General features: G+C 57.2%; 2 rRNA genes (1 of these 2 cut by a window edge). Both read left to right on the top strand.

Features of this window, described 5'->3' with window-relative positions:
* A 23S ribosomal RNA gene (locus ACTFTM_RS00010) occupies window positions 1-2,164 on the top strand; it begins 947 nt to the left of the window's first position.
* Between the two features lie 83 nt (window positions 2,165-2,247).
* Window positions 2,248-2,364 (top strand): 5S ribosomal RNA (gene rrf / locus ACTFTM_RS00005).
* Window positions 2,365-2,500: the final 136 nt, after the last annotated feature.

The raw sequence follows: 2,500 nt of genomic DNA, 5'->3' as shown, positions 1-2,500 counted from the left end.
GAGCACTGGATGGTCTAGGGGGCCCACAAGCTTACCGAAATCAGCCAAACTCCGAATGCCGGTAAGTGAGAGCGCGGCAGTGAGACTGCGGGGGATAAGCTTCGTAGTCGAGAGGGAAACAGCCCAGATCACCAGCTAAGGCCCCTAAGCGTGTGCTAAGTGGAAAAGGATGTGGGGTCGCATAGACAACCAGGAGGTTGGCTTAGAAGCAGCCACCCTTTAAAGAGTGCGTAATAGCTCACTGGTCAAGTGGTTCCGCGCCGACAATGTAGCGGGGCTCAAGCACACCGCCGAAGCTGTGGCATTCACATTTTAACCACGCAACGCCTTGATGTGTTGTGCAGGTGTGTGGATGGGTAGGGGAGCGTCGTGCCGGGGGTGAAGCAGCGGGGTGACCCAGTTGTGGACGCGGCACGAGTGAGAATGCAGGCATGAGTAGCGAAAGAAGGGTGAGAAACCCTTCCGCCGGATGACCAAGGGTTCCAGGGCCAGGCTAATCCGCCCTGGGTGAGTCGGGACCTAAGGCGAGGCCGAGAGGCGTAGTCGATGGACAACGGGTTGATATTCCCGTACCCGCGAAAGAGCGTCCCTGATGAACCTCGTTGTGCTAACCACCCAATCCATCCTATGTCTTCGGACTGCGGGTGGGGAGCGTGGGAACCTGGCGGGTAGTAGTCAAGCGATGGGGTGACGCAGGAAGGTAGCTGAGCCCGGCCGGTGGTTGTGCCGGGGTAAGCGTGTAGGCCGTGCCATAGGCAAATCCGTGGCGCATGAAGGCTGAGACGTGATGCCGAGCCGATTCAGGTGAAGTCAGTGATCCTATGCTGCCGAGAAAAGCCTCTAGCGAGTTCTTAGCGGCCCGTACCCCAAACCGACACAGGTGGTCAGGTAGAGAATACCGAGGCGATCGGGCGAACTGTGGTTAAGGAACTCGGCAAATTGCCCCCGTAACTTAGGGAGAAGGGGGGCCGGAGACGTGAAGCCCCGCGCGGGTGGAGCGTTGTATGGCCGCAGAGAGCAGGGGGAAGCGACTGTTTACTAAAAACACAGGTCCATGCGAAGAAGTAATTCGATGTATATGGACTGACGCCTGCCCGGTGCTGGAACGTTAAGGGGACCTGTTAGCTCTTTCGGGGGCGAAGCGGAGAACTTAAGCGCCAGTAAACGGCGGTGGTAACTATAACCATCCTAAGGTAGCGAAATTCCTTGTCGGGTAAGTTCCGACCTGCACGAATGGCGTAACGACTTCCCCACTGTCTCAACCACAGGCCCGGCGAAATTGCAGTACGAGTAAAGATGCTCGTTACGCGCGGCAGGACGGAAAGACCCCGGGACCTTTACTATAGCTTGACATTGGTACTTGAGTTAGCTTGTGTAGGATAGGTGGGAGCCGGTGAAGTCCATACGCCAGTATGGGTGGAGGCAATCTTGAAATACCACTCTGGTTGATTTGGGTATCTAACTTCGGACCGTTATCCGGTTCAGGGACAGTGTCTGGTGGGTAGTTTAACTGGGGCGGTTGCCTCCTAAAGGGTAACGGAGGCGCCCAAAGGTTCCCTCAGCCTGGTTGGCAATCAGGTGTTGAGTGCAAGTACACAAGGGAGCTTGACTGTGAGACTGACAGGTCGAGCAGGGACGAAAGTCGGGACTAGTGATCCGGCACTTGCGAGTGGAAGCGGTGTCGCTCAACGGATAAAAGGTACCCCGGGGATAACAGGCTGATCTTCCCCAAGAGTCCATATCGACGGGATGGTTTGGCACCTCGATGTCGGCTCGTCGCATCCTGGGGCTGTAGCAGGTCCCAAGGGTTGGGCTGTTCGCCCATTAAAGCGGTACGCGAGCTGGGTTTAGAACGTCGTGAGACAGTTCGGTCCCTATCCGCCGTGCGCGTAGGATACTTGAGAAGGGCTGTCCCTAGTACGAGAGGACCGGGACGGACGAACCTCTGGTGTGCCAGTTGTCCCGCCAGGGGCACGGCTGGTTAGCTACGTTCGGAAGGGATAACCGCTGAAAGCATCTAAGCGGGAAGCCTGCTTCAAGATGAGGTATCCCACCCACTTTGTGGGGTAAGGCCCCCAGCTAGACGACTGGGTTGATAGGCCGGAAATGTAAGCCCGGTAACGGGTTCAGTTGACCGGTACTAATAGGCCGAGGACTTGACTACTAAGCTGCTACGCGTCCACTGTGCAACTCTGAACAAACACCACCCGTGAACGTGCCGGGGTTTGGTTGATATGTTCATAGAGTTACGGCGGTCATGGCGGAGGGGAAACGCCCGGTTACATTCCGAACCCGGAAGCTAAGCCCTCCAGCGCCGATGGTACTGCACTCGTGAGGGTGTGGGAGAGTAGGACACCGCCGGACAATCTTTCAGTTAGGGCCACCCCTGTCAGGGGTGGCCCTAACTGCATTCCCCCCTACCCCCACCCCTCAGCCCTGGTTGATCATGAGGTTGGCGGCGTCGGTGACGGCGTGTCGTGACGCTAACTTCATGATCAAC

Source organism: Micromonospora sp. RB23 (genome assembly GCF_053585025.1).
The sequence above is the reverse complement of the archived record's forward strand: the minus strand, read 5'-3'. Positions and strand labels throughout refer to the sequence as shown.